The following is a 25,237-nucleotide window of genomic DNA, read 5'->3' as shown; positions in this document are numbered from 1 at the left end:
AAACTCCTTTTTCAATTAATGAATTTAGTGATGCGGAACGTTACTAAACCTTTAAAAGAAACTGTTTATTAGGCAAAAAATGTTATGCTAAATATTTATATTTCAACGAGATATGCATTATTGTTGAAATATTGATTTTTTAAATAATGTTCAATGAAATGCTGTAGTAGAGGCAAAGAAAATAAAGGAAGGAGGGGATTCACGTTCCCTCTCCCTTTTGAGGAGAGGAAACGGTCGGAGCGGATTAAATCGAGGTCCGGCGATAGCTGCGGTATTCAGGCATCCAGAAGTTATCGTCAATAGCCTGCTGCAGCGCGTCGGCAGAGGTTTTCACCGCCACGCCCTGCTGCTGCGCCATTTTACCGACCGCAAACGCGATAGCGCGCGACACCTTGTGAATGTCTTTCAGCTCCGGCAGCACCAGCCCTTCACCGTTGTTGACCAGCGGCGAGTAGCCCGCAAGGGTTTCGCTCGCCGACATCAGCATCTCATCGGTAATGCGGGACGCGCCGGAGGCGATCACGCCCAGACCAATGCCCGGGAAGATATAGGAGTTGTTGCACTGGGCAATCGGATAGGTTTTATCTTTCCACACCACCGGGTCGAACGGGCTGCCGGTCGCGACCAGCGCGTTACCTTCGGTCCAGGCGATGATGTCCTGCGGTGTCGCCTCCACGCGGGAGGTCGGGTTGGAAAGCGGCATCACGATAGGGCGCGCGCAGTGCTTGTGCATCTCGCGAATAATCTCTTCGGTGAAGAGACCGGTTTGCCCGGAAACACCGATCAGAATATCCGGCTTCACGTTGCGCACCACGTCCAGCAGGGATAGAACTTCGTTGTCGGTATCCCAGTTTTTCAGGTTCTCGCGCTTCTGCACCAGCTTGGTCTGGAACGGCAGCAGGTTTGGCATGCCGTCGGTCAGCAGGCCGAATCGGTCCACCATAAAGACGCGGGAGCGGGCCAGCTCTTCGCTTAAGCCTTCACGCTGCGTCTGGGCAATAATTTGCTCGGCAATACCGCAGCCCGCAGATCCCGCGCCAAGGAAGACGATTTTCTGGTAGCTCAGCTGGCTGCCGGCCGCGCGGCTGGCGGCGATAAGCGTCCCCACGGTCACCGCTGCGGTGCCCTGGATGTCGTCGTTAAAGGAGCAGATCTCATCGCGGTAGCGGTTCAGCAGAGGCATCGCGTTTTTCTGCGCGAAGTCTTCAAACTGCAGCAGAACGTCCGGCCAGCGGTGCTTCACGGCCTGGATGAAGTCGTCGACAAACTGGTAGTACTCGTCGTCGGTAATGCGCGGATGGCGCCAGCCCATGTACAGCGGATCGTTAAGCAACTGCTGGTTGTTGGTGCCGACGTCCAGCACTACCGGCAGGGTATACGCCGGGCTGATGCCGCCGCAGGCGGTGTAGAGAGAGAGCTTACCGATTGGGATCCCCATCCCGCCAATGCCCTGGTCGCCGAGGCCGAGAATACGTTCCCCGTCGGTGACCACAATCACTTTAATATTGTGATTCGGCACGTTCTGCAGGATGTCGTCCATATTGTGACGGTTCTGATAAGAGATAAAGACGCCGCGTGAGCGACGGTAGATCTCAGAGAAGCGTTCACACGCCGCACCCACCGTTGGGGTGTAGATCACCGGCATCATCTCTTCGAGATGGTTTTGCACCAGGCGATAGAAGAGGGTTTCGTTGGTGTCCTGGATGTTGCGCAGGTAAATGTGTTTGTCGATCTCGGTTTTGAAGCCCTGATACTGGATCCACGCACGCTCTGCCTGCTCTTCAATGGTTTCAACCACTTCCGGTAGCAGGCCCAGCAGGTTAAAGCTGCTGCGCTCTTCCATGCTGAAGGCGCTACCTTTGTTGAGCAGGGGGAATTCGAGTAAAACCGGGCCGGCATAAGGGATATATAAGGAACGATGTTTTTTCAGTTTGTTGTCCATGTCACTCACTCTTTTTTTGAAGATCCGTCCCTGACACTGCTGTTTGTCATCTTTCTGGCCTGTGCTACGGGGTGCGGTCGGGCGGTATTATAAAGGAGCTAAATATTAATTACCGCAACACATAAACAAAAACACCATCGGTTTTGCCGATGGTGTTCTGGATCTTAGTCTGGAACTTACTTGCCCGCGTGGCGTTTTCTGCCGGTGGCGTGAGTGACCTGCGTTTCGTGGTCGCCTTCAATCACCACTTTACGCTGATTAGAAAGCTTGTAGTTCAGTCCCAGAATGTGGCGTGCCTGACGGTTCGATTTCATGTTAACTCCTCAATCCTGTTGATAGTTTTAAGGACCAGTTTGCTTTCGCAAACGAAATGTAACCCCTTAGGTTGCAGATCCAGCTTAGCAGGTTTTTACAAAGGTGCGTTTTGCCCGCTGACGACGTAGTTAATGGTCTGCTGGTAGATGTCACTGAGGATGTCATTATCCGTGGACTCCACCCATTTGGTCAGTTCCATCAAAATGTCATCTTCAGTCACAGCACCGTGCTCGGCGTGAAGACCCTGCGCAATCGCGTTAACGAGTTCAGGTTGTGCTGCTGCGGTATTAGCCGGGTAATAAGTAAACATGCTGCCTCCGTGTCGTTGTCTGTTTAATGGTACGGCTCGCAAAAAATTTAATTCATAAACAGAATGGCAAATATTTTCCCGGTTGTGGCTCAGATTCATCTTAGAAATAAAAACGACATAAGTGTATGCTTTTATGCGCTTTTAAAATGTGGGGATATATTGATGTGTAGCGGTGAGGATATTTTTGGGAGCTCCTGCCATCACGAAAATATAGCAGGAGCCGTTTTTAAATTACCACTTCATTTCGCCAGTATTCACTTTGGCGCTTAATTCCAGAGAGCTCTCTTCAGCCAGGCCCGGATACTGTTTTTTCAGGGTACCGATGACGCCCGCTGAGTCTTTATGTGCCGATAACGCCTGTTCAAAATGCTGCAGATAGCCACGGGTAAAATCAATCGCCCCGGTTCCTGCAGGCGGAGTACCCAGATAGTGGCCCGGGATCACGCGTTCAGGTTTGTGCGCGGCCATATTGTCCAGGGTTTGCTGCCACTGCTGACGGCGAGCCGGCGTCTGGGTATCTGCCGTCCAGACGTGAATGCCCCAGGAGACGCCGGTGCCGCCAAGGATCGTTTTTGCAGACGGGATCCACACATAGGCCGCGTAGCTGTCCGGCTGCTCGATATCGATCTTTTCACCGTCAATCATGAACGTGGTGGAGGCGAGCACCTGCGGCACCACCAGCTTAGTCGGCGCGCCGTCCTTCATCTGCGGGCCCCAGAAGGCGAGCTTGGCGTCTTTGGTGGCCTTAATATGGTCAACCACCTGCTGCGTGGCCACCACTTTGGCATTCGGGAAGGCTTTCACCAGCGGCTGCAGGCCAAAGTAGAAATCCGGATCGCCGGCGGTGATCACAATCTTATTCAGGGTCTTACCGCTGCGGCGAATTTTCTCTACCAGCGCTTCGCCATCCTTCACGCTGAACTGCGCGTCAAACAGCACTGCCTCTTTCGGGCCGGACACCAGCGTGGAGGAGACCGCGAAAATGCCTTTTTCCTGCGGGTTATAGGTATCAATGGTCAACGGTGCGGCAAAAGCAGCCGGAGCGAAAAGGGTGGAAAGCAGGGCAATATGAGTGAGTTTCATGCTGTTGTCTCAGTTGTTCAGGAATATCGCTATTGTACGGATATTCTCATTTGCCAGAATTCCTGAAACAAGACATGCTTAGTTTCATAAATCGAGCAGATGGAGCTTTTATGGATCGCGTTATTGCCGCTCAGGTCTACAACCGGATATGCGAGCTGGGAAGTTTGAGCGCGGCGGCGCGCGCGCTGGGCATTTCCCGGCCGATGGTGAGCCGCTACCTGGAACAAATGGAGAAGTGGGCGGGTACGCGGCTGGTAAACCGCTCCACGCGCAAGCTAACGCTGACCGCGGCGGGGGAAAAGGTGCTGCAAAAAACGCGGACGCTCTCGCAGATCTCGCAGGAAATCGAAGGTCAGTCGGTAAAAGATTTGCCGTCCGGCACGCTGCGGGTGGCCTGCGCGCACTTTACCGCGATGCACCTGATTGCGCCCGTGCTGCCCGGACTGCTCTCACGCTACCCGCAGCTGCGCATCGAGCTGGACGTGAACAATCACCCGGTCAGCCTTGTGGGAGAGCGCATAGACGTCGCCGTGCGCATTACGGATACCCCCGAACCCGGCATGATTGCCCGCCGGCTGGGGGAGTGTCGCTCCGTACTCTGCGCCTCGCCGGCGTACCTGGCGCAGCACGGAACACCCGCCAGCCCCGAAGAATTAGCGCAGCACAACTGCCTGCACTACAGCTTTTTCGCCGGCCAGTCCTGGCACTTCCTTACGCCGGAAGGCGAAAGCCTGAGCGTGGCCGTCAGCGGCAACCTGAGCGCCAGCATCTCTTCGCTGCTGATGGACGCGGCGATCGAGCACTGCGGCATTGCCATGCTGCCGGAGCGCGAAGCGCGTGCCGCGCTGGAGAAGGGATTGCTGGTGCCGGTGCTGGAGGCGCTTAAGCCGAAACCGCTTGCCATCCATGGCATTTATCAGTCCCGGGAGTATCAGCCTGCCGCGCTGCGCGTGTTCCTCGATGAACTTTCGCGCTACCTGGCATAAGAAGGGATTACTTCGCCTTTAGCCAGGGAGACGCCGTGCTCCAGAAAATAATATCGGCCCCGAGATAGCTTTCGCCGAAGCGGACAAATTCCGCTTTGGTAAAAGGCTTACCGGTCTGTGGATTCTTATAGGTCAGGGTCGGTTCCTGAACCGCCATGGCGATGAGCGGCAGCGTCTGTTTATTTTTATGGAAGAAGGGATAGGCATTCTTCATGTGTGCCTTGCGGTTGGGAACAATGTCCGGCCCGCCCAGGCCGATATTATTGGCGCTGGCATACGCAAAAAGACGTCCCATGTAGTTGTGGTCATTGTCCCACTCGCACGGCCAGAAGTTCACGTATTGCACCACTTGTGATTTCTGAAAAGCCTTGCGCGCAAAGGCCAGATTTTCCATCTCCCCTGCGAAATAGCTGTCGCAGGTAAACCCCGCTGGCGGATTTTTTTCGTCGATATCAATGGCGGTTTCAGGCAGGTTTACGCCATACACCTCGCCGTCAAAGCGTTTTGCGAGCGCTGCCAGCAATGCCTGGTAGCGCTGGCGCACCGTGGGGTCCCACTGACGCGCTACCCATCCCGCGCCGACAGGCTTGCCTTCGCCGGGGTTATCGAACTGCGGCGCAATCCCGCCGTTGTATTGCTTATCGTGCATCAGATAGTCCGGCACGTAGCGGGCGTCCGGCTCAAAAAAACGATCCTGGATCTGAATAAAGAGTTTTTTCCGGGCGGATTTAACGCGCGCCAGATCCTGCTCAATTCGCGTGAAGTCATAGCTGTCCTTCTCGGGTTCAAGCAGGCGCCAGTTGTACACGATCTGCACGCCGCCGATGTCGCTACGCGCAACAAGCGGGAGCGCCGCGTCGAGGTCGCCCGAACTGGTATAGATAAAGTTCTCCGGCGTTTTGGCCAGTGAAGACAATGAGAGAGCCAGCGTGGTTACCGCGACGGCCATCCTGATTTTTAGCGTCATATCGTTATCCTTGTTGTCGGTACAGCAGGTGAAAGTCCCGGAATCGTCTGTGTTCCTGGGCGTGTCAGATGCGTAGTCTATACTTAACCCTTTGTAAGCCAAAAGGAGAGCAAGAATGACGATTCATAAGCACGGTTCGGCACACTGGTCTGGCGACATTAAGCGCGGAAAAGGAACGGTTTCCACCGAGAGCGGCGTTCTCAATCAACAGCCTTACGGCTTTAACACCCGCTTTGAGGGTGAAAAGGGGACCAACCCCGAAGAGCTGATCGGTGCGGCACACGCGGCCTGCTTCTCAATGGCGCTGTCGCTGATGCTCGGAGAAGCGGGCTATACCGCTGATTCGATTGATACGACCGCGGACGTCTCTCTGGATAAAACCGACGGCGGCTTTGCCATCACCAAGGTTGCACTGCAAAGCAAGGTAACCGTTCCGGGCATTGCGCCACAGCAGTTTGACGGCATTATTCAGAAAGCCAAAGCGGGCTGTCCGGTGTCGCAGCTCCTGAAAGCCGAGATCACGCTGGACTATAAACTCAACTAAGCATGAGCCGGGTTAAGACCCGGCTATTTTTTTATGTAGCGAAAAAACCCTTAATCAATTCCCTTCTGAAATCCTTCTTCAGCTGCAGCGACGTGATCCTGAAAAATACAGCCGGGTAAAACAGCTGTAACAAGAAGTAATTAACCCAGATTACGCCAGCAGCGAACGTTACGGCCCTCGCGTGAGGGCTGTAACGGCTGGGGACGTTCACACCCCTGCGCTGCCATCGGGCAGCGGTCGCGGAAAAAACAGCCTTCGGGCAGATGACGGTTGCCGGGAAGCTCCGTTTTGCGTAACGCCAGCGTTTCATCCAGCGGTTCACCGGTGCGGGGAACCGAGTCGAGCAGCAGGCGAGTATAGGGATGGCGCGGCTCGCCAAGCACCTGCGCGGCGCTGCCCAGCTCAACAATCTGCCCAAGATACATTACCGCCACGCGATCACTCATGTGTCTGACCACCGAGACGTTATGCGAGATCAACACGTAGGTCAGATTACGTTGCTGCTGCAGGGTCACCAGCAGGTTGAGGATTTGCGCCTGCACGGAGATATCCAGCGCGCTGGTGGGTTCATCAAGCACGATAATATCAGGGTCGGACGAGAGCGCACGGGCGATGGCGATGCGCTGGCGCTGCCCGCCGGAGAAGGCGTGCGGCAGTCTGTCGAGATATTCCGGGCGAATGCCCACCTGCAGCGCCAGATCCTCCGCCAGCTGACGGCGCTCGCGCTCGCTGCTGCGTTTTTGCACCCACACCGGCTCGGTGATGATGCGCCAGACCGGCAACCGCGGGTCGAGCGAGGAGAGCGGATCCTGAAATACCATCTGCATGCCGCCCGCGTGGTGCGTCCGCAGGCACGCGCCGGTGCTGGGCTTCAGCATGCCCATCAGCAGCTGGGCCAGCGTGCTTTTCCCGCAGCCGGATTCCCCGACGATGCCGAGCGTTTCACCCCGACGGATCTCAAGGTCCAGCCCGTTAAGCGCATGGACATGTTCCGTCACGCGGCCCAGCCAGTTTTTACGCGCCGCAAAGTTCACGTGCACGCTATCCAGTTCCAGCAGTACATCAGACATGGTGTTTCTCCCGTTGTGGATACCAGCAGGCAGCCTGTTGGCCTTCTGCGCCAGTGGGCACTAAGCGCGGGGTTTCGCTGCATTTCGCCCCGGCGGCAAAGCAGCGCTCGCGGAACGCGCAACCCTGCGGAAGCTCGCTGAGGTTGGGCACCGTGCCGGGGATGGCGGGAAGCGGGGCGCGCGGCTGGCCGTGTTCCGGCGCGCACTGCAGCAGCCCAATGGAATAGGGATGCACAGGGCGGTGGATCAGCGTTTGCGTGGCGCCGCTCTCGATCACGCTGCCGGCATACATCACGTACATTCTGTCGCAGAGCTGCGACACCACGGCCATATCATGGCTGATGAACAGCACCGAGGTGCCGCTGGCCCGCGCCTTATGCTTAAGCAACCGCAGCACCTGGAGCTGGACGGTAACGTCCAGCGCGGTGGTTGGCTCGTCGGCGATGATCAGCTCCGGCTCGCAGGAGAAGGCAAGGGCAATCATCACCCGCTGGCGCATGCCGCCGGAGAGTTCAAACGGATAACGATCCATGACCTGTTTCGCGTCCGGGATTTGCATCTCTTCCAGCAGGGCGATCGCCTTCTGCTGCGCCTCGCGCCGGGAAAGCGGCTGATGCTGGCGGATCACCTCCACCATCTGTTTGCCAATCCGCCGCGTCGGGTTGAGAGCGGTCATCGGCTCCTGAAAAATCATCGCCACTTTAGCGCCGCGCCACTGACGGAGCTGTTTCTCGGACGCCGTCAGGACGTTTTCACCGAGTAATCTCACCTGACCGTGATGAATACGGTAGCTGCCCTCCGGCAGCAGGCGCATGGCGAGCATGGCGGTAACGGATTTGCCCGACCCTGATTCGCCCACCACACCGACAATTTCGCCCCTGCCGATCTCCAGCGAGACGTGGTTCAGCGCATGAACCTCACCGCGAAAAATCGGGAAGCTCAGGTGCAGGTCTTCAATATTGAGTACCGATTCGGTCATCACTGTTTTCCTCCCGATTTCGGGTCCAGCAGATCGCGGATGCCGTCACCAAACAGGTTAAAGCCCACGGCAGTAATCAAAATCGCCGCACCGGGAAACGCGCAGTACCACCACTGGTCCAGGACGTAGTTACGGCCCACGGCCACCATCGCGCCCCATTCGGCAGTGGGCTGCTGCGCGCCCAGGCCAATAAACCCCAGCGTGGCGGCCATCAAAATGGCGCTGCCGATATCCAGCGAAGCCTGCACAATCAGTGGCGGCAGGGCGTTGCGCAGGATATGCCAGCGGATCAAATGCCAGCGGGAAGCGCCAAAGGTGCGTGCGGCCTGCACGTAGGTAAACTGGCGCACCACCAGGGTTTGCCCGCGTGCCAGGCGGACGTAAAACGGGATGCGGACAATCGCAATCGCCAGCATGGCGTTGAACAGGCTCGGACCGAGCGCGGCGGCCAGCGCCATGGTCAGTACCAGAGAGGGAATGGAGAGCATAATGTCCATCACCCGCATGATGATGGCGTCACCGCGCCCGCCCAGTACACCGGACAAACAGCCCAGCAGTGAGCCAATGCCGCCCGCAATCACCACGACCGCCAGCCCGGCGGTAATCGACTGCTGGCTTCCCGTCAGCACGCGGCTGAACAGATCGCGTCCTACCTCATCGGTACCAAACCAGTGCTGCGCAGACGGCGCCTGCAGGCGGGCGGTCAGATCCAGTGCGTTCGGGTCATGCGGCACAATCCACGGTGAGGCCACCATCAGAAAGAGCATCGCAATCATAATGACGCCGCCAACGATCGTGAGCGGGCTTTGACGCAGCATCCAGAACAGCTTTGCCCAGTTGACGCGTTGTCTGGCGGTTATCACCGGAACGGGTGTTTCCTGCGTTAACATCATTCGGCACCTCCGCGCCCGATTCGCGGGTCAATCCACAGGTAAAGCAGATCGACCACCAGATTAACCAGCACGTAGGCCAGCGAAACGACGACCGCAAAGCCCATCACTGCCGGGAAATCGAGCGCCTGAATGGACGTCACCACCCAGGCGCCCATGCCCGGCCAGGCAAAGACGGTCTCGGTCAGTACGGCACCGTAAAGCAGATCGCCCAGCGCCAGCCCGAGCACGGTAATGGACGGGATCATGGCATTGGGCAGGGCGTAGCGCAGGACGATGTACCAGCCGGGCAGGCCGCTGGCGCGCGCGGTGCGGATGTAGTCCTCGCTGAGCTGCTCCAGCATCGCCGAGCGCACCTGGCGCGCGACAATCCCCAGGTGAACAAACGCCAGCGTCAGCGAGGGTAAAATCAGGTGCTGCAGCACGTTAAAGAACACCTCACCGTTGCCCTCCAGCAGGGCGTCCAGAAGATAAAACCCGGTGACGTGGGTCGGCGGGTCAAGCCAGTCATCCAGCCTGCCGCCGCCGGGCAGAAGCTGCAGGTGCCCGTAGAACAGCACAATGACGCCCAGCCCAAGCCAGAAGGCCGGGGTGGAGATCCCGGTCATCGCCATTAAACGCACCAGGTGATCCAGCCAGCGGTTGCGGTAGACCGCCGACAAAATCCCCAGCGGCACGCCGATCACCAGCGCCAGCAGCAGAGAACAAAAGGCCAACTCCAGCGTGGCGGGGAAAAAGGCCTTCAGGTCTTCCGCAACCGGGCGTCCGGTACGGATGGATGTGCCTAAATCACCGTGGGCCAGGGCGTCCAAGTAGCGGCCAAACTGAACATACAGGGGCTGGTCCAGCCCTAACTGCTGGCGGATGTTCTGCACGATTTCGTCGCTGGCGCGGTCGCCTGCCAGCAGACGGGCCGGATCGCCGGGGATCAGGTGTGAAATAATAAAGGTAATAATACAGACACCGGCCACCACCAGGAGTAACCCCCAGCAGCGCTGGCGCACTATGCTCCAGAACGTCATACGCTTTCCCCCAGCGAGAACCGTTATTTACTCATGGTGGCGATGTTGAATACCTGCTCCAGCATCGGATTAAAGGTGAAGCCCTTGACCTCTTTGTTCATCGCCAGCTGGTAGTTTTTCTGGAACAGATAGACGTAGGCCGCTTCGTCGATGACCACCTTTTGTGCCTGCTGGTAATCTTTGGTGCGTTCCGCCTGGTCAGTCGTTTTCAGCGCGGCCTGCAGCAGCGAATCCACCTCTTTGTTCTCATAGAACGAGCGGTTGCCCGGCAGCCCTTTTTTGTCCGATTCGAACCAGTAGTTCATAAACATGTACGGGTCGGCAAAGTCCGGGCTCCAGTTGCCGATGGCGATGTCGTAATCGCCTTTGCCGACGCGATCGCGCATGGTGGCATTGGCCAGTTTCTCCAGCTTGACGTTAATGCCGATCTTGCCGAGGCTGGCCTGAGTGGAGAGGGCGATTGGCTCCCAGTTTGGATCGTTGTCCGAGTAGAGGAAGGTCAGGCTGGCGGGTTTGTCTTTGACCTTCTCCAGCGCCGCTTTGGCTTTGGCCTCGTCGAAGCTGTACTGCATTGCCGCGGCGTCAAAGCCCCACATACCTTCCGGGATCGGGCCGCGCATCTGCTTGCCGTTGCCGCTCAGAATGCCTTTTACCATCCCCTGGTAATCCGTCGCCCAGGAGATAGCCCGGCGTAAATCCACCTGATTGAGCGGCGCTTTGCTGTTGTTGAGGTAGAGATAGGTCACGCGCAGGGACGGGTATTCGGCGACGGCGACTTTGCCTTCCTGCTTCAGGGCCGCGAGCTGATCGACCGGCAGGGAGTCGGCAATGTCCAGATCGCCGCGGGAAAGCTGCAGTCGGCGCGAGGCGCTCTCGCCGATAATTTTCACCGAGACGCGCTTAAAGTGCGGCTTGTCGCCCGGCCAGTGGGGGTTAGGCACCAGGATCAGCTGCTGGCCTTTCTGCCAGCTTTTGAGCATAAACGGCCCGGAGCCGGCGGTGTTTTGCGCCAGAAAACCGCGCGCATCGTCAGCGGCATTGGCCTTCAGCACCGCCGGGTTAATGATAGACGCCCCGTCGTTTGCGAGCGTGTAGAGGAAAGGCGCGAACGGCTGGCTGAGGGTGAATTTCACCGTGTGGTCATCCACGGCATCAATTTTTAGATCTTTCGGGAAGGCTTCAGACGGCCCCTGGCCGAGCTTCAGCAGGCGCTCAAAGGAGAGCTTGACCGCCTCGGCGGTGACCGGCGTACCGTCGGAGAATTTGGCGTTATCCGCCAGGGTAAAGGTCCACTCTTTCTGGTCGTCGGATGCCTTCCAGCCCGTCGACAGATCGCCCTCCACCTCGGTAGAGCCGGGCTTGTACTTGACCAGACGCTGGTAGGACGGATAGGTGACGGTCCAGTCGTTGTTATCAATGGTGATGGCAGGATCGAGCGTTTGCGGATCGGCGGCTTTACCGATTGCCAGCATGTCTTTCGGAACGGCAGCCAGCGCCAGCGGGGTGCTTAAAACCAGCGTGGCGGCAATCAGGGTTGTGAGAAGCGTTGTTTTCATGGCAGAGCTCCAGGTTAAAGAGAGGTGTGCGTCAGGGGAAAACAGGCAAAACGGTCTTCCAGCAGCGGGTAGCTGGCAGCGTTCGGCAGTTCGAAGTGCCACCATTCGCTGCTAATCCCCACAAAACCGCCGCCGAACATGATGGCGTTCAGCAGCAGACGGTTGCGCTGGGCATGCGGGGGTACGGAAGGGTGATAGGGATGCGATCGGTCATGCATTTCGTCAAAGCCGGCGCCCATATCCAGCACGCGGTTATGTTCGTCCATCAGGGTGACGTCGATGGCCGTCCCGCGGCTGTGATTAGAGCCAATCGCCACGTCGACCACGTATTCCGGGTTCGGGCAGGCGTCCCACAGCTGGGCCTGCGCCTGCTGCGGGCGATAGGCGTCGTAGACCACCAGCTTCAGCCCGGCCAGCGCGGCAATGCTGATGGCTTTTGCCAGCGCGGTGGCCGCGTCGGTATGCAGCAGGCACAGCGCCTCCTGATAGATCGGGCGGCCGGTGATGTTGTCGGCGGTGGCGTACTTCAGATCGATGTGCAGCGTGGGAAACGTCTTCGCCACATCAATCAGTTCACTCTCTTCGGGCATAGCTCCGCTCCTTTAGCGTTCGAATTGACCAAACTCTTGTTGTAATTGTCGGTTTACCGCCAGGCGCGCCGGGAGTGCATCACCCAGCGCTTCCACCACGCCCGACAGCAGCAGGTTGAACAGACAGCTCACGGGGGCAAGTGAATCCCAGAAATGACCGGTATCGGTTTTCACCTGCAGTAAATCCATCGGGTAATCCCGCGCCCACGGGCACCAGATGTCGGTGATCAAGGCCAGCGGAATGCCTTTCTCGCTGGCGACGCGGCAGTACTGGCGGGCCATCGCCGAGTAGGTGCGCGTGTCGGTCAGCACAACATAAGGGTGCGAAAAACCCGAGTTCAGGGATTCAACCCAGCTGCCGGAAGCCCCCTCCGAATAGCTCACGCGCGGACGGAGATATTCGAGGTGGCTGAAGAAGGCGTTGGCAATCCCGCGCGTGGACTGGATCCCCAGCACAAACACCGCGTCGGCGTGGGCGAGGTTGTTCACCACCTGCCGGAAGGCGTCCGTTTGTGCCAGCTGATACACCTGCGCGATAGCGTCCACCTCCAGCGCCAGGGCGTGCTGAAGGCGGTTGGGCAGGGGGGGCTGCTGCTGCCAGGAGTCCAGCCGCTCGTTCATACCCCAGGGCTGATACGGATCGCGCAGGCTTTTTTTGGCATCTTCCAGGTTGCGATACCCCAGCTTGCGCAGGAAGCGTCCGACGGTAATTCCGCTGGTTCCGCTCGCCTGGCCGACGCTCTCTGCCGTTTCAAACGGGATTTGCGCGGCGTGCGCCAGCAGCCAGCTTCCCACCCGCTTTTCGCTGGGCGTAAGCTGGCTGAACGTCGCTTCGATACGGCTCAACATCTCTGGTTTCGTCGTCATACCGCCTCGCTGTTAACTGGCTGTCAAAAGCTGGATGAGTGTTATCCGGTTAACAATGCACGACGCGTGCCATGTTCACAGGGCGGTCAAAGCCCGCTGCGCTGTAAACTTCATGCAATATTTAGTTAACCGATGATCAACATTTGTGCAGCGTAGTTCACTTTTGGTGCAGTGGCTGACGCGGCAGGTATGAATTTGGTGAATACGTCAGCCCGTTCACATTTTTGATAAGATAGATGTACTGTGAATTTTAAAGGGATCCCGGCATGGCGAATTTGCCCTGGCGAATCAGCATGCGCCTGGTGGCGCTTGCAAAGAAAACAGGGATGGTCGTGGGGATCGTCCTGGTCGTCCTGCTGGCGGTGCGGGTTTATCTCTCGCAGCAGGGGCCGGAACTGCACCTATGGCACACCTGGCGGGCAGATGAGATGTCCGTACGTGAAATGGATAACGCCGACTTTGCCGGTTATGTCGCCCGGGAAAACGCCATTTTCGCCGATCTCGATAACGCCGTGACGGCGAAAACGGGGCGCGAGGAACAAACGCCGCTAAACCGTTATTATCGCCAGAGCCTGGTATGGCCGGGGCAGTTTACGCCCGATGCCAACCGCTCCTTTGTGCTGATGCCTGCCGGGAAGCCGCGCGGCGCGGTGGTGTTGCTGCACGGGCTGACGGATTCGCCTTACAGCGTCAGGCACCTCGCCGAGAACTATCAGCAGCGCGGCTTTGTGGCCGTGGTTCCGCGCCTGCCCGGACACGGCACCGCGCCCGGTGCGCTGACGGACGTTGACTGGGAGATGTGGCTCGCCGCAACGCGTCTTGCGGTGCGGGAAGCCACGCGCCTGACGGGGGAGAACGTGCCTCTGCATCTGGTGGGCTACTCCAACGGCGGGGCGCTGGCGATGAAATATGCCCTCGATGCGCTGGAATCGCCTGCGCTTCGTCGACCGCAGCAGGTGGTACTGCTTTCACCGATGATCGGTGTGACGGCCTTTGCGCGCTTTGCCGGTTTCGCCGGATTACCGGCGCTGCTGCCGGCGTTTGCCAAAGCGGCGTGGTTGAATATCTCCCCGGAATATAACCCGTATAAATACAACTCGTTCCCGGTGAACGCCGCCCGCCAGTCCTGGCTGTTGACGAAGGCCCTGCAGGAGCAGACAGGCCGCGAGGCGCGGGAGAACAGGCTGGCGAATTTGCCGCCGGTGCTGGCGTTCCAGTCGGTCATGGATTCCACGGTCAGCACCCGCGCGGTGGTGACCGGCCTGTTTGACCAGCTTCCGGCAAACGGCAGCGAACTGGTGGTGTTTGATATCAACCAGGCGGCCAGCTTCCGTCCGCTGTTCAAGCCGTCGTCGTGGACAGCAACCTCGGCGCTTCTGCCGGTTGCGCAGAGACGTTACAGTGTCACGATTATCACCAATGCCAGCGAGCACAGTTTCTCGACGGTGGCGAAAACCACCCCGGCAGGCAGCATGCGGGAGACGGTTGTGCCGCTTGCGCAGGCCTGGCCGCAGGATGTCTATTCCCTGTCGCACGTTGCGGTGCCGTTCCCGCCGGATGACGATCTCTATGGTCGCGAACCTGGGGTGAAAAACCGCTATGGCATCAGCCTGGGGACGATTGCGCTGTGGGGAGAAACGTCCGTGCTGAGCGTCGGAAAAGAGGCGCTGATGCGGGTCACCTCAAACCCGTTTTATGGCTATATGCAGGAGAGGATTAACAGCCGGATTGGCGACGAGAAAAAGTAGCGTTCTATACGTGGTGTGAATGTGTTAGGTCACATTGTTAAAGTATGTTAAACAGTAGCTTTAAGGCACCTTTCATTCATCGGAACACCTTTTTGTGCTGACCACGCTGATTTACCGAAGCCAGTTAAAATTATCCTGTCAGTCCTCCGTGCTGAGGGAGCTGGTGGAGCACGCCCGGATCCGCAATGCCAATCTGAATATCACCGGGGTTTTGCTCGCAAAGGGCAGTGACGTGCTGCAAATACTCGAAGGTTCTGAGGAGAGCGTGGTTAAGCTGTTCCATAAAATCCGCGATGACAAGCGGCACAGTGGGGTGGTTGAACTGATGCGGGATTATGGCCCGCGCAGGCGTTTTGAAAATGTCGGTATGCTGCTGTTCGATCTGCAGACGCAGTCACCGAAAGAGGTGCTGCAGTCGGTTCTGAATTACAGCAGGCTGGACAGCTATCTGACATCCGATGACCGGGTGTTCAAATTTATTCAGACCTTTATTATGGGCAAACGTCCGGCCCCGTCGGGGGAACGCTACGATCCGGCAAAGTGGACGCTCTCAACGGAAAACTTGCCTCTGGGTGAGAGCCTGGATCTGATTGCCAGCCAGCGTTGCCAGTTTGCGCTTCAGCCCATTGTTGAGCCCTCGGAAGGCAAGATCAGCTCCTTTGAAGCCCTTATCCGCGGCAATGACGGCGGCAGCCCGGAGCATTTCTTCAGCTCTCTGGACCCGGCCAAAGTTTATGAAGTCGATCTACAGACGAAAGCGTATGCCTTCGCGCTGGCCGAAAAGCTGGGGATTGGCAGCCATAAGATTGCGGTCAATCTGCTGCCGATGTCGCTGGTGAATGTTCCTGGCGCAGTGGCGTTTCTGGTTGATCAGATTAAACAGCATGGGCTTCAGCCGGAGCAGGTGGTTATTGAAATCACAGAAAACGAGATGATCTCCGGACTTAACCAGTTCAACAGCGCCATTAAGCAGCTTCGCGGCGAGGGCGTTGGGCTGGCAATTGATGATTTTGGTTCCGGCTATGCCGGTCTTTCGCTGCTGACCCGGTTCCAGCCGGATAAAATTAAGATTGACCGGGAGATAGTTAGCGATATCCACCTCAGCGGCCCGAAGCAGGCGATTGTGCGCTCCATCATCAGCTGCTGCTCCGATCTTGAAATTACCCTGGTGGCCGAAGGGATCGAGAAGTTAGAGGAGTGGTGCTGGCTCGAATCTGCCGGGATCCGCCGCTTCCAGGGCTTTCTTTTTGCTCGTCCGCAGCTTAACGGCGTCGGCGATATCCGCTGGCCGCATCTGAAACGTTAGGCAATTTTCCTCCCGCGTTATTTCCCCTTTGGCCTGCCTGTGCTTAAATAGCTAAAACGGTTTAATATAGTTTAGCTTCGAGGGTCACATGGAAAAAATTTGGGTACTTGGTGATGCGGTAGTGGATTTATTGCCCGATGGTGAAGGGAAATTACTGCAGTGCCCCGGCGGCGCACCGGCAAACGTCGCGGTGGGCATTGCCCGTCTGGGCGGTCAGAGCGCGTTTATCGGCAGGGTTGGCGACGATCCTTTCGGGCGCTTTATGGCGAAAACTCTTGCTAACGAGCGGGTCGACGTGAAGTACATGCGCCTTGACCCGACGCACCGCACCTCTACGGTAGTGGTCGATCTGGACGACCACGGCGAACGTTCGTTTACCTTCATGGTGCGCCCGAGCGCCGATCTGTTTCTTGAACCCGCTGAGCTGCCGACGTTCAGCGCGGGCGAGTGGCTGCACGTCTGTTCCATCGCGTTAAGCGCAGAGCCGAGCCGTTCTGCGACCTTTCAGGCGATGGACGCCATCCGGAAAGCGGGCGGTTATGTAAGCTTTGACCCCAATATTCGCCCTGATCTCTGGCCGGATGAAAACGCGCTGCGTCGCTGCCTGCAACAGGCCCTGCAGAGCGCCGACGTGGTGAAACTTTCCGTTGAGGAACTGACGTTTTTAACCGGCGATACGGATGTACAAGACGGTTTGAACGCGCTGATGCAGCGCTGTCCGGCGCGTCTGGTGCTGGTGACGCAGGGTAAAGAGGGCGTTATCGCCTGGCATCAAGGCGAGGTGAAACACTATCCGGCTAACCCTGTGCAATGCGTTGATACCACCGGCGCGGGCGATGCCTTCGTCGCCGGGCTGCTCTACGGGCTGGCCGCCGGTCAGGAGCTGGTCCCGGTAATCGCCTTAGCCCAGCGCTGCGGCGCGTTAGCCACTACGGCAAAGGGGGCGATGACCGCGTTGCCCTGGCAGCACGACCTGTAATCCTTCCTTCACGGGCCGCCGACCGGCGGCCTGAATTGTCGCCTCGATCACACTTACTAAAACGGTTTAGCAAAAAAGATTGCCGATCCAAAATTCCGGGGTTTAGTATCAGCAACCTAAACCGGTTTAGCAATTTAGCACATTCGATTAATACTTTTAGGGATGCGACAAAATGTATAAAAAACGCAGACTTGCCGTGATGATAGGCATGCTGGCCGGCAGTACCTCTGTTTTTGCTCAGACGGATATGACAAGTATCGAAGCGCGCCTTGCCGCAATGGAGCAGCGCCTTCAGGCTGCTGAAGCGCGTGCGCAGGTCGCTGAAAAACGGGCCACCGAAGCCGAACAAAAAACGCAGCAGCTGGTAGCCGCCCAGCAGCAGACGCAAACCACGGCCCAGGCGGTGGCGCAGCGCACCACCGCGCTGGAGAAAAAAGCGGACCAGAGCAGTGGGTTTGAGTTTCACGGCTACGCCCGTTCCGGCCTGCTGATGAACGATGCGGCCTCCAGCAGCAAAAGCGGTCCATACCTGACCCCGGCCGGGGAAACCGGCGGTGCGGTAGGGCGTCTGGGTAACGAAGCCGACACCTACGTCGAGCTGAACCTGGAGCACAAGCAAACTCTGGATAACGGGGCGACCACGCGCTTCAAGGCGATGCTGGCCGACGGTCAGCGAACCTATAACGACTGGTCAGCCGATACCAGCGATCTCAACATTCGCCAGGCTTTTGCGGAGCTGGGCAACCTGCCTGATTTTACCGGCGCGCTGAAGGGCAGTACCTTCTGGGCGGGTAAACGCTTCGACCGCGACAACTTTGATATTCACTGGCTGGATTCCGACGTGGTGTTTCTGGCCGGTACCGGCGGCGGCGTCTACGACGTGAAGTGGAACGATTCGCTGCGCAGCAACTTCTCGATCTACGGCCGCAACTTCGGCAGCGTGGAGCAGACGGACAACAACGTTCAGAACTACATCCTCAGCATGAACCACTTCGCCGGGCCTTTGCAGGTGATGGTGAGCGGTCTGCGGGCGAAGGATAACGACGACCGGAAAGACGCTAACGGCGATCTCATCAAAACCGACGCGGCAAATAACGGCGTTCATGCCCTGGTGGGGCTGCACAACGAGAGCTTCTACGGCCTGCGTGAAGGAAGTGCCAAAACGGCGCTGCTGTACGGCCACGGCCTGGGTGCGGAAGTAAAAAGCATCGGATCCGACGGCGCGCTGCTGTCTGATGCTGATACCTGGCGCTTCGCAAGTTACGGTGTCACGCCAATCGGCGGTGGCTGGAGCGTTGCGCCTGCCGTGCTGGCGCAGAGCAGTAAAGATCGCTACGTCAAGGGCGACAGCTATGAGTGGGTGACGCTCAACACCCGCCTGATTAAAGAGGTAACCCAGAACTTCGCGCTGGCGTTTGAGGGAAGCTATCAGTACATGGACTTAAATCCGGAAGGCTATAAGGACCGCAACGCCGTCAACGGCAGTTTCTACAAGCTGACCTTTGCGCCAACGTTAAAAGCGAGCAAAATCGGCGATTTCTTCAGCCGTCCGGAGCTGCGCCTGTTTGCCACCTGGATGGACTGGAGCAGCAAGCTCGATAATTACGCCAGCGATGATGCCTTTGGCAGCAGCGGCTTCAACGCCGGCGGGGAATGGAACTTTGGGGTCCAGATGGAAACCTGGTTTTAACCCATCACGCTCCCGCCCGGCGGGGGCGTTTCGCACATCATAAAAAGAAGTCAGGCAGAGGTATCTATGGATGTTAATCAAATCGCCCGCGAGCTTATTCCGCTGCTCGGTGGTAAGGAAAATATCGCCAGCGCGGCGCACTGCGCTACGCGTCTTCGTCTGGTGCTGGTCGATGACGCGCTTGCCGATCAGCAGGCGATCGGTAAGGTCGACGGCGTAAAAGGCTGTTTTCGTAACGCCGGGCAGATGCAGGTGATTTTCGGCACGGGCGTGGTGAATAAAGTCTACGCCGCGTTTATCCAGGCGGCGGGGATTAGCGAGTCCAGCAAGTCTGAAGCGGCGGATATCGCGGCGCGCAAGCTGAACCCGTTCCAGCGCATTGCGCGTTTGCTTTCCAATATCTTCGTTCCGATCATTCCGGCGATTGTGGCGTCCGGCCTGCTGATGGGCCTGCTCGGCATGGTGAAAACCTACGGCTGGGTTAACGCGGATAATGCCCTCTACATCATGCTGGACATGTGCAGTTCGGCGGCGTTTATCATTCTGCCAATCCTGATCGGCTTTACCGCGGCGCGGGAATTCGGCGGGAACCCGTATCTGGGGGCGACGCTCGGCGGCATTCTGACCCACCCGGCGCTGACCAACGCCTGGGGCGTGGCCTCCGGCTTCCACACTATGAACTTCTTCGGCCTTGAGATCGCAATGATTGGCTATCAGGGCACGGTATTCCCGGTGCTGCTGGCCGTCTGGTTTATGAGCATCGTAGAGAAAAACCTGCGCCGCGCAATCCCGGACGCGCTGGATCTGATTTTGACACCGTTCCTCACCGTCGTTATCTCCGGTTTTATCGCCTTGCTGATTATCGGCCCGGCGGGGCGCGCGCTGGGCGACGGCATCTCCTTTATCCTGAGCACGCTGATTGAACACGCGGGCTGGTTGGCCGGGTTACTGTTCGGCGGACTTTACTCGGTGATTGTGATCACCGGTATTCACCACAGCTTCCACGCGATTGAAGCCGGGCTGCTGGGTAACCCGTCGATTGGCGTAAACTTCCTGCTGCCGATCTGGGCCATGGCGAACGTGGCGCAGGGCGGCGCATGTCTGGCGGTGTGGTTCAAAACCAAAGACGCGAAAATCAAAGCCATTACCTTACCGTCGGCGTTCTCTGCCATGCTGGGCATCACCGAAGCGGCCATTTTTGGTATCAACCTGCGCTTCGTGAAGCCGTTTATCGCCGCGCTGATCGGCGGCGCGGCGGGCGGGGCCTGGGTGGTGTCAGTGCATGTCTACATGACCGCCGTCGGGCTGACCGCTATTCCGGGCATGGCTATCGTGCAGGCCAGCTCGCTCCTTAACTATATTATCGGCATGGTGATTGCCTTCGGCGTGGCGTTTACCGTCTCGCTGCTGCTGAAATATAAAACGGACTATGAATAATGACGTTACCTTCCCGCTGGCCTGCGATCCTGCAGGCCGTTATGAAAGGGCAGCCCCGCGCGCAGGCGGATAGCCACTACCCGCAGTGGCACCCCGCGCCGGTGACGGGGCTGATGAACGACCCGAACGGGTTTATCTGGTTTGCTGGCCGTTACCATCTGTTTTATCAGTGGAACCCGCTGGACTGTGAGCATCGCTTTAAGTGCTGGGGACACTGGAGCTCTGCGGATCTGGTGCACTGGCGGCACGAGCCACTGGCGCTGATGCCCGACGAAGCGTATGACCGCAACGGCTGCTACTCCGGTAGCGCCGTGGATAACCACGGCGTCCTCACGCTGTGCTACACCGGCAACGTTAAGTTTGATGACGGCAGCCGCACCGCCTGGCAGTGCCTGGCGGAGGAACAAGCGGACGGAACCTTTAAGAAGCTGGGGCCGGTGCTGGCGCTGCCGGAAGGCTACACCGGACACGTGCGCGACCCGAAGGTATGGCAACACGACGGGGAGTGGTACATGGTGCTCGGCGCGCAGGATGTGCAAAAGCGTGGCAAAGTGCTGCTGTTTAAATCAGCCGATTTGCACGCCTGGACTTCCTGCGGGGAGATCGCCGGTCACGGGGTCAACGGCCTGACGGACGCAGGGTACATGTGGGAGTGCCCGGACCTGTTCGCCCTCGACGGGACGCACGTGCTGATCTGCTGCCCGCAGGGGCTGGCGCGCGAGCCGCATCGCTACCTCAACACCTATCCGGCCACCTGGATGAGCGGGGCGTTTGACTATACTAACGCCGCATTCGATCACGGCGAGCTGCACGAGCTGGACGCGGGCTTTGAGTTTTACGCCCCGCAAACCACGCTGGCGGAGGACGGACGACGCATTCTGATCGGCTGGATGGGCGTACCGGACGGGGAAGAGATGCTTCAGCCCACGCGGGCGCACGGCTGGATGCACCAGATGACCTGCCCGCGAGAATTGCGCTTTAGCGACGGCAGGCTCTGGCAGACCCCGGCGCGCGAGCTGGCGGCGCTGCGTGAAGATGAGCAGCGCTGGCAGGGGCGCGCCAGCGAGGCGCCGGAACTGGACGCGACGCGCCTGGAGTTTGAGCTGGGTGCATCGCAGGTGAATATCGATTTTGCCGGCGCGCTGCGCCTCACGGTCGATGAGCAGGGTTTACGCCTTGAACGCGCGAGCCTGAAAACCGGTGAAACATTGACCCGCTACTGGCAGGGGGAGGTTCGTCATTTACGCGTTCTGTGCGACTGCTCCAGCGTTGAAATTTTCGTCAATCACGGTGAAGGGGTGATGAGCAGCCGCTATTTTCCTGACCATCCGGCCCGGGTACGATTCGAAGGTGCGTTCGACATCACATTACGCTACTGGTCGCTGCGCGCCTGCATGATAGAATGAGGGTTTTGGCAGCCGGATCTAAGTCGTTGTGAGAAAAACAAAACGCGTCACCATCAAAGACATCGCGGAGCTGGCGGGGGTGTCAAAAGCCACCGCCAGCCTGGTCCTGAACGGGCGCAGCAAAGAGCTTCGCGTGGCGGAAGAGACGCGCGAGCGTGTGCTGGCGATTGCAAAAGAGCACCACTATCAGCCCAGCATTCACGCCCGGTCGCTGCGCGATAACCGCAGCCACACCATTGGTCTTGTCGTTCCGGAGATCACCAACTACGGTTTTGCCGTGTTTTCTCACGAGCTGGAGACGCTGTGCCGCGAGGCCGGCGTTCAGCTGCTGATCTCATGCAGCGATGAAAACCCAGGGCAGGAGACAGTGGTGGTGAACAACATGGTGGCGCGTCAGGTGGACGGGCTGATTGTGGCCTCCAGCATGCTGAATGATGCGGACTACCTGAAGCTCAGCGAGCAGCTGCCCGTGGTGCTTTTTGACCGCCACATGAACGACAGCGCGCTGCCGCTGGTGATCACCGACTCCATTACCCCGACGACGGCACTGGTAGCGGACATTGCGCGTCAGCATCCGGATGAGTTCTACTTCCTCGGCGGACAGCCGCGCCTGTCTCCGACACGCGACCGCCTGGAAGGGTTTAAGCAAGGTCTGCGAGAGGCCGGTGTGGCGCTGCGCCCCGAGTGGATCGTTCACGGCAACTATCACCCGAGCTCCGGGTACGAGATGTTTGCCGAACTCTGCGCCCGCCTGGGACGTCCGCCAAAAGCGTTGTTCACCGCCGCCTGCGGGCTGCTGGAGGGGGTGCTGCGCTATATGGGCCAGCACAACCTGCTGCAAAGCGATATCAGGCTAGCCAGCTTCGACGATCACTATCTCTACGATTCGCTGACGATCCCGGTGGATACCATTCGTCAGGACAACCGCCAGCTGGCGTGGCACTGCTTTGATCTGATAGGCAAATTGATCGAAGGGGAGACGCCGCAAACATTGCAGCGCAAGCTGGATGCCACTCTGCAGCGGCGCTATAAGCCAGCGGTATAGCCCCGCGCGATACATCAATAACTTTAATTAATTTAAGTTTTGGAAGCGCCGATAACCATAAGGAATAATTCTCCTTGAGGTATTGGTTTATGTCGTTGAAAAAGTCGTCCCTGATTGTCCTGTTCTCGCTGCTTTTGTTCTTTATCGTCAGCACCGTGACGAGCGTTGGCCTCATCATTAAAAGTAATAACTCCCTGGATAACGTGAACAAAGAGATCCAGGTGGTGCTGTCGATTATTGACCCCATCAACCACAGCCGTACGCTGCGCGTGCGGGTGATGGAGTACGTGAAGATGGTGGAAGCGGGCAACTCGACAGACGAGTCTGCAAAGCTTGCCGCAGTGAAAGAGGCGCTGACCAAAGCCGACAATGCCTTTGCGGCCTTTATGGCTTCGCCGCGTCTTACGGATGAAGCGCCGCTGGTGAGTGCCTATCAGGACGCCTGGCAAAACTACCGCAACCAGGGGCTGGCACCGCTGATCGATGCCGCGGCGGCGCACGATGTCGCTAAATTTAACGCCCTGATCCCGGAAGTTTCCCGCCTCGACCGTCAGTACGAAATCGTGCTCGACCAGGTGCTTTCGGTCCACCAGAAATACGCCAAAAGCCTGAACGAAGATGCGAGCAGTAATTTTGTCTCCGGCCTGGCGATGATTGCCGTTATTGCCTGCCTGTTTGTGGCGGTGATTGTCGCGGTCAGCCTCTTTATGAAGCGCTTCGTCTTTGCCCCGGTTAACCTGGCGCGCGAGCACTGCAGCCAGATTGCGGCGGGCAAGCTGGACACTCCGGTGCCGGTGAAGGGGAGTTCACATAACGAAATCGACCACCTGATGGGCTCGATGGAGCAGATGCGTCAGGCACTGCTCGCGACCATCGCCCAGGTGCGCGATGCGAGCCATACCGTGACGCACGCGGCCCAGGAGATTGCCTCCGGGAATATCGACCTGGCGTCACGTACCGAGCAGCAGGCTTCCGCCTTAACCCAGACGGCGGCCAGCATGGAAGAGCTGAGCGCGACGGTGGCGAACAATACCGACAACGTCTATCAGGCCGGTAAACTGGTGCAGGACGCGGTGAAAAATGCCCACACCGGTGAAGCGGTGACCCGTGAAGTGATCGACACGATGAACACCATCGCGGCGAACTCGAAGCGCATCGAAGACATTACCAGCGTGATTAACAGCATCGCTTTCCAGACCAATATTCTGGCGCTGAACGCGGCGGTTGAAGCGGCGCGCGCCGGTACGCAAGGTCGCGGCTTTGCGGTCGTGGCCAGCGAAGTGCGCACCCTGGCGCAGAAAAGCGCGGTGGCAGCCAAGGATATCGAGAGCCTGATTGCGCAGTCGGTCTCCAGCGTGAAAAACGGTGCGGAGCTGGTCAGCCGCTCGGGCGAGGTGATTGACTCGATTATTTCGTCGGTGAATAAAGTGAATACGCTGATGGAGCAGATCTCCGTCGCCTCCGAAGAGCAGAGCCGCGGGATCAGCCAGGTCGGGCAGGCGGTGACCGAGATGGATGGCGTCACCCAGCAGAACGCCGCGCTGGTGCAGCAGTCTGCTGCGGCAGCGGCATCGCTGGAAGAGCAGGCGCAGCAGCTTTCACGGAGTATTTCGAGTTTTAGGTTGCCGGTGCAGGCTTGATTGATGATAGGAGGCTCCTGAAAGGGGCCTTTTTAAAGAGCAGTCAAAAAAAACAGGCAGTGCCATTCACGCATTGAGTTCGATACAGAGGCGAGCAAGAAAAAATGAAAATATATCAACCAAAGTATGCGAGGTCTAATTAATTTTATTATGTGGTATTGTATATGACATAAAAACAACTACTTTTTTTAGTCGTTTTTTATTGCGTGATACGATTAATAGAAGTATGTTATCCTTCCATGAATAAGGGTTTTTCATGGCTGTAACTAAGTGATATTTTGACTCTACAGTCATGCTTTTATCGCATAAAAATTATCCAGTTATACAAAGTTAATCTCTGGCGTGAGGACGTATTATGAAGTTTAATGACTTAAAAAAATGGACTTTATCAGACAATACTATTGGTTTATTGCTTTTTGTAGAGCGTTCCCTCGAGTTATCTTATGATGGAACCCCAGTCCCTGAGAAAATAATAGAACCAACAATTTGGGAAATCTTAGATGATTGTTATAAGTTAATTTCTCTTGTTGAGTCAGGAGTAAGAAAAAATGCTCGTGACGAATTAGATTACTTCTTAGAAAAACTGGTGAGCTGTATAAAAAACGATCCAGTTGCAAAAGATATGCTTTATGGTAATGAAAATTATACGTTAAATAGGCTGAATACCAACTCGGTAGAGGAATTACGTACCTTACTTAATTTATTAAAAGGTACTCTTTCAGCTAATAATTATTGGAGGAACCTTCAGCTTAAGACTTTAGACATTGTTAAAGATAAAAAAAACAAAAGAGATATTATAGAATGTGCAGAAAGATGTTATTATTTTTTAATTCGAGTAGGATATGTTAAATCTAGTATATATTAC

Annotated in this window: 23 protein-coding genes; 11 read left to right on the top strand and 12 right to left on the bottom strand. The window is 57.4% G+C overall.

Features of this window, described 5'->3' with window-relative positions; all coding sequences use genetic code 11:
• Positions 1-244 precede the first annotated feature (244 nt).
• The 4 genes from URZ40_RS11105 to URZ40_RS11090 all read right to left on the bottom strand — a co-directional run bounded on the left by URZ40_RS11105 (position 245) and on the right by URZ40_RS11090 (position 3,650).
• Positions 245-1,942, bottom strand: coding sequence for an NAD-dependent malic enzyme (locus tag URZ40_RS11105; RefSeq protein ID WP_116339756.1), 1,698 nt, complete (start codon positions 1,940-1,942; stop codon positions 245-247).
• A 176-nt stretch (positions 1,943-2,118) separates the two neighbouring features.
• The gene (sra, locus tag URZ40_RS11100) at positions 2,119-2,256 is read right to left on the bottom strand and encodes a stationary-phase-induced ribosome-associated protein (protein ID WP_008501714.1); all 138 of its coding nucleotides are present in this window, start codon (positions 2,254-2,256) and stop codon (positions 2,119-2,121) included.
• 95 nt (positions 2,257-2,351) lie between these two features.
• Positions 2,352-2,567 carry a biofilm-dependent modulation protein gene (gene bdm, locus URZ40_RS11095; protein WP_013096534.1) on the bottom strand — a complete coding sequence of 72 codons (216 nt, stop codon included), beginning with the start codon at positions 2,565-2,567 and terminating at the stop codon, positions 2,352-2,354.
• A gap of 231 nt (positions 2,568-2,798) precedes the next feature.
• Entirely contained in the window at positions 2,799-3,650 is an 852-nt protein-coding gene (locus tag URZ40_RS11090) for a Vmh family MBL fold metallo-hydrolase (RefSeq protein ID WP_320720535.1), read from the bottom strand.
• A 110-nt stretch (positions 3,651-3,760) separates the two neighbouring features.
• Between URZ40_RS11090 and URZ40_RS11085 the strand changes: the two genes are divergently transcribed.
• The gene (locus tag URZ40_RS11085) at positions 3,761-4,636 is read left to right on the top strand and encodes a LysR family transcriptional regulator (RefSeq protein ID WP_320720534.1); all 876 of its coding nucleotides are present in this window, start codon (positions 3,761-3,763) and stop codon (positions 4,634-4,636) included.
• A 7-nt stretch (positions 4,637-4,643) separates the two neighbouring features.
• Here the strand turns inward: URZ40_RS11085 and URZ40_RS11080 are convergent, their stop codons facing one another.
• Positions 4,644-5,603 (bottom strand): hypothetical protein, encoded by a 960-nt coding sequence (locus tag URZ40_RS11080; RefSeq protein WP_320720533.1) that lies wholly within the window; start codon positions 5,601-5,603, stop codon positions 4,644-4,646.
• 115 nt (positions 5,604-5,718) lie between these two features.
• On the opposite strand from URZ40_RS11080, the gene URZ40_RS11075 reads away from it, so the two are divergent.
• Positions 5,719-6,147, top strand: a complete 429-nt coding sequence (locus URZ40_RS11075) for an OsmC family protein (protein ID WP_028013230.1) — start codon at positions 5,719-5,721, stop codon at positions 6,145-6,147.
• A 140-nt stretch (positions 6,148-6,287) separates the two neighbouring features.
• Here URZ40_RS11075 and URZ40_RS11070 read toward each other — a convergent pair whose 3' ends face one another.
• Genes URZ40_RS11070 through URZ40_RS11040 form a run of 7 tightly spaced genes read right to left on the bottom strand, consistent with a single transcriptional unit; the run spans position 6,288 to position 13,121 of the window.
• Positions 6,288-7,217, bottom strand: a complete 930-nt coding sequence (locus URZ40_RS11070; protein WP_320720532.1) for an ABC transporter ATP-binding protein — start codon at positions 7,215-7,217, stop codon at positions 6,288-6,290.
• A complete protein-coding gene (locus URZ40_RS11065) occupies positions 7,210-8,196 on the bottom strand; it encodes an ABC transporter ATP-binding protein (protein ID WP_316379188.1) in 987 nt (328 codons plus the stop codon). The genes URZ40_RS11070 and URZ40_RS11065 overlap by 8 nt, the downstream gene beginning before the upstream one ends.
• A complete protein-coding gene (ddpC, locus tag URZ40_RS11060) occupies positions 8,196-9,089 on the bottom strand; it encodes a D,D-dipeptide ABC transporter permease (protein WP_316379187.1) in 894 nt (297 codons plus the stop codon). Before ddpC ends, URZ40_RS11065 begins: the two co-directional genes overlap by 1 nt.
• Positions 9,086-10,108 carry an ABC transporter permease gene (locus tag URZ40_RS11055; RefSeq protein ID WP_316379185.1) on the bottom strand — a complete coding sequence of 341 codons (1,023 nt, stop codon included), beginning with the start codon at positions 10,106-10,108 and terminating at the stop codon, positions 9,086-9,088. Before URZ40_RS11055 ends, ddpC begins: the two co-directional genes overlap by 4 nt.
• A gap of 23 nt (positions 10,109-10,131) precedes the next feature.
• The gene (locus tag URZ40_RS11050) at positions 10,132-11,664 is read right to left on the bottom strand and encodes an ABC transporter substrate-binding protein (protein WP_302218321.1); all 1,533 of its coding nucleotides are present in this window, start codon (positions 11,662-11,664) and stop codon (positions 10,132-10,134) included.
• Between the two features lie 14 nt (positions 11,665-11,678).
• Positions 11,679-12,254, bottom strand: a complete 576-nt coding sequence (gene ddpX, locus URZ40_RS11045; RefSeq protein WP_316379184.1) for a D-alanyl-D-alanine dipeptidase — start codon at positions 12,252-12,254, stop codon at positions 11,679-11,681.
• 12 nt (positions 12,255-12,266) lie between these two features.
• A complete protein-coding gene (locus URZ40_RS11040) occupies positions 12,267-13,121 on the bottom strand; it encodes a MurR/RpiR family transcriptional regulator (RefSeq protein ID WP_320720531.1) in 855 nt (284 codons plus the stop codon).
• 266 nt (positions 13,122-13,387) lie between these two features.
• Here URZ40_RS11040 and URZ40_RS11035 point away from each other — a divergent pair, with 266 nt between their 5' ends.
• From URZ40_RS11035 to URZ40_RS10995, 9 genes are all read left to right on the top strand, one after another.
• On the top strand, positions 13,388-14,869 hold the full coding sequence (locus URZ40_RS11035) for an alpha/beta hydrolase (protein ID WP_320720530.1): 1,482 nt from the start codon (positions 13,388-13,390) through the stop codon (positions 14,867-14,869).
• A 94-nt stretch (positions 14,870-14,963) separates the two neighbouring features.
• Positions 14,964-16,175 (top strand): diguanylate phosphodiesterase, encoded by a 1,212-nt coding sequence (locus URZ40_RS11030; RefSeq protein WP_316379181.1) that lies wholly within the window; start codon positions 14,964-14,966, stop codon positions 16,173-16,175.
• Positions 16,176-16,263: 88 nt separating this feature from the next.
• Positions 16,264-17,154: an aminoimidazole riboside kinase gene (locus tag URZ40_RS11025; RefSeq protein ID WP_316379180.1), complete on the top strand. Its 891-nt coding sequence runs from the start codon at positions 16,264-16,266 to the stop codon at positions 17,152-17,154.
• A gap of 172 nt (positions 17,155-17,326) precedes the next feature.
• Entirely contained in the window at positions 17,327-18,844 is a 1,518-nt protein-coding gene (locus tag URZ40_RS11020; protein ID WP_116339786.1) for a carbohydrate porin, read from the top strand.
• Between the two features lie 66 nt (positions 18,845-18,910).
• The gene (locus tag URZ40_RS11015; RefSeq protein ID WP_320720529.1) at positions 18,911-20,281 is read left to right on the top strand and encodes a sucrose-specific PTS transporter subunit IIBC; all 1,371 of its coding nucleotides are present in this window, start codon (positions 18,911-18,913) and stop codon (positions 20,279-20,281) included.
• Positions 20,281-21,687, top strand: a complete 1,407-nt coding sequence (locus URZ40_RS11010) for a sucrose-6-phosphate hydrolase (protein ID WP_320720528.1) — start codon at positions 20,281-20,283, stop codon at positions 21,685-21,687. The genes URZ40_RS11015 and URZ40_RS11010 overlap by 1 nt, the downstream gene beginning before the upstream one ends.
• 28 nt (positions 21,688-21,715) lie before the next feature.
• Positions 21,716-22,732: a LacI family DNA-binding transcriptional regulator gene (locus URZ40_RS11005; RefSeq protein WP_320720527.1), complete on the top strand. Its 1,017-nt coding sequence runs from the start codon at positions 21,716-21,718 to the stop codon at positions 22,730-22,732.
• Between the two features lie 89 nt (positions 22,733-22,821).
• Positions 22,822-24,372, top strand: a complete 1,551-nt coding sequence (locus URZ40_RS11000) for a methyl-accepting chemotaxis protein (RefSeq protein ID WP_116339794.1) — start codon at positions 22,822-22,824, stop codon at positions 24,370-24,372.
• Positions 24,373-24,727: 355 nt separating this feature from the next.
• Positions 24,728-25,237, top strand: a 510-nt coding sequence (locus tag URZ40_RS10995; protein ID WP_320720526.1) for a hypothetical protein, incomplete at its 3' end; no start/stop codon positions are given.

It is taken from the genome of Enterobacter sp. 296B2, from assembly GCF_034106185.1.
Taxonomy (GTDB): domain Bacteria; phylum Pseudomonadota; class Gammaproteobacteria; order Enterobacterales; family Enterobacteriaceae; genus Enterobacter; species Enterobacter cloacae_N.
The sequence above is the reverse complement of the archived record's forward strand: the minus strand, read 5'-3'. Positions and strand labels throughout refer to the sequence as shown.

Bases quoted from the DNA above. Each gene is read 5' to 3' on its own strand.
- URZ40_RS11105 (WP_116339756.1), bottom strand. From the start codon at position 1,942: ATGGACAACAAACTGAAAAAACATCGTTCCTTATATATCCCTTATGCC.
- sra (WP_008501714.1), bottom strand. From the start codon at position 2,256: ATGAAATCGAACCGTCAGGCACGCCACATTCTGGGACTGAACTACAAG.
- bdm (WP_013096534.1), bottom strand. From the start codon at position 2,567: ATGTTTACTTATTACCCGGCTAATACCGCAGCAGCACAACCTGAACTC.
- URZ40_RS11090 (WP_320720535.1), bottom strand. From the start codon at position 3,650: ATGAAACTCACTCATATTGCCCTGCTTTCCACCCTTTTCGCTCCGGCT.
- URZ40_RS11085 (WP_320720534.1), top strand. From the start codon at position 3,761: ATGGATCGCGTTATTGCCGCTCAGGTCTACAACCGGATATGCGAGCTG.
- URZ40_RS11080 (WP_320720533.1), bottom strand. From the start codon at position 5,603: ATGACGCTAAAAATCAGGATGGCCGTCGCGGTAACCACGCTGGCTCTC.
- URZ40_RS11075 (WP_028013230.1), top strand. From the start codon at position 5,719: ATGACGATTCATAAGCACGGTTCGGCACACTGGTCTGGCGACATTAAG.
- URZ40_RS11070 (WP_320720532.1), bottom strand. From the start codon at position 7,217: ATGTCTGATGTACTGCTGGAACTGGATAGCGTGCACGTGAACTTTGCG.
- URZ40_RS11065 (WP_316379188.1), bottom strand. From the start codon at position 8,196: ATGACCGAATCGGTACTCAATATTGAAGACCTGCACCTGAGCTTCCCG.
- ddpC (WP_316379187.1), bottom strand. From the start codon at position 9,089: ATGATGTTAACGCAGGAAACACCCGTTCCGGTGATAACCGCCAGACAA.
- URZ40_RS11055 (WP_316379185.1), bottom strand. From the start codon at position 10,108: ATGACGTTCTGGAGCATAGTGCGCCAGCGCTGCTGGGGGTTACTCCTG.
- URZ40_RS11050 (WP_302218321.1), bottom strand. From the start codon at position 11,664: ATGAAAACAACGCTTCTCACAACCCTGATTGCCGCCACGCTGGTTTTA.
- ddpX (WP_316379184.1), bottom strand. From the start codon at position 12,254: ATGCCCGAAGAGAGTGAACTGATTGATGTGGCGAAGACGTTTCCCACG.
- URZ40_RS11040 (WP_320720531.1), bottom strand. From the start codon at position 13,121: ATGACGACGAAACCAGAGATGTTGAGCCGTATCGAAGCGACGTTCAGC.
- URZ40_RS11035 (WP_320720530.1), top strand. From the start codon at position 13,388: ATGGCGAATTTGCCCTGGCGAATCAGCATGCGCCTGGTGGCGCTTGCA.
- URZ40_RS11025 (WP_316379180.1), top strand. From the start codon at position 16,264: ATGGAAAAAATTTGGGTACTTGGTGATGCGGTAGTGGATTTATTGCCC.
- URZ40_RS11020 (WP_116339786.1), top strand. From the start codon at position 17,327: ATGTATAAAAAACGCAGACTTGCCGTGATGATAGGCATGCTGGCCGGC.
- URZ40_RS11015 (WP_320720529.1), top strand. From the start codon at position 18,911: ATGGATGTTAATCAAATCGCCCGCGAGCTTATTCCGCTGCTCGGTGGT.
- URZ40_RS11010 (WP_320720528.1), top strand. From the start codon at position 20,281: ATGACGTTACCTTCCCGCTGGCCTGCGATCCTGCAGGCCGTTATGAAA.
- URZ40_RS11000 (WP_116339794.1), top strand. From the start codon at position 22,822: ATGTCGTTGAAAAAGTCGTCCCTGATTGTCCTGTTCTCGCTGCTTTTG.